The following is a 688-nucleotide window of genomic DNA, read 5'->3' as shown; positions in this document are numbered from 1 at the left end:
GCGACGCTCCCACGGCTTGTAGGCACACGGTTTCAGGTACTATTTCACTCCGCTCCCGCGGTACTTTTCACCATTCCCTCACGGTACTATCCGCTATCGGTCACCAGGGAATATTTAGGCTTAGCGGGTGGTCCCGCCAGATTCACACGGGATTTCTCGGGCCCCGTGCTACTTGGGTGTCTCTCAAACGAGCCGTTGATGTTTCAGCTACGGGGGTCTTACCCTCTACGCCGGACCTTTCGCATGTCCTTCGCCTACACCAACGGTTTCTGACTCGCCCTGTCGCCGGCAGACGACAGAAGAGAGATCCCACAACCCCGCATGCGCAACCCCTGCCGGGTATCACACGCATACGGTTTGGCCTCATCCGGTTTCGCTCGCCACTACTCCCGGAATCACGGTTGTTTTCTCTTCCTGAGGGTACTGAGATGTTTCACTTCCCCTCGTTCCCTCCACATACCCTATGTGTTCAGGTATGGGTGACAGCCCATGACGACTGCCGGGTTTCCCCATTCGGAAACCCCCGGATCAAAGCCTGGTTGACGGCTCCCCGGGGACTATCGTGGCCTCCCACGTCCTTCATCGGTTCCTGGTGCCAAGGCATCCACCGTGCGCCCTTAAAAACTTGGCCACAGATGCTCGCGTCCACTGTGCAGTTCTCAAACAACGACCAGCCACCCATCACCCC

General features: G+C 58.0%; 1 rRNA gene. It reads right to left on the bottom strand.

From position 1 onward, the window contains the following. A 23S ribosomal RNA gene (locus ADK54_RS11900) occupies nt 1-631 on the bottom strand; the annotation flags it as partial. Nucleotides 632-688: the final 57 nt, after the last annotated feature.

It is taken from the genome of Streptomyces sp. WM6378, from assembly GCF_001279695.1.
GTDB lineage: Bacteria > Actinomycetota > Actinomycetes > Streptomycetales > Streptomycetaceae > Streptomyces.
The sequence above is the reverse complement of the archived record's forward strand: the minus strand, read 5'-3'. Positions and strand labels throughout refer to the sequence as shown.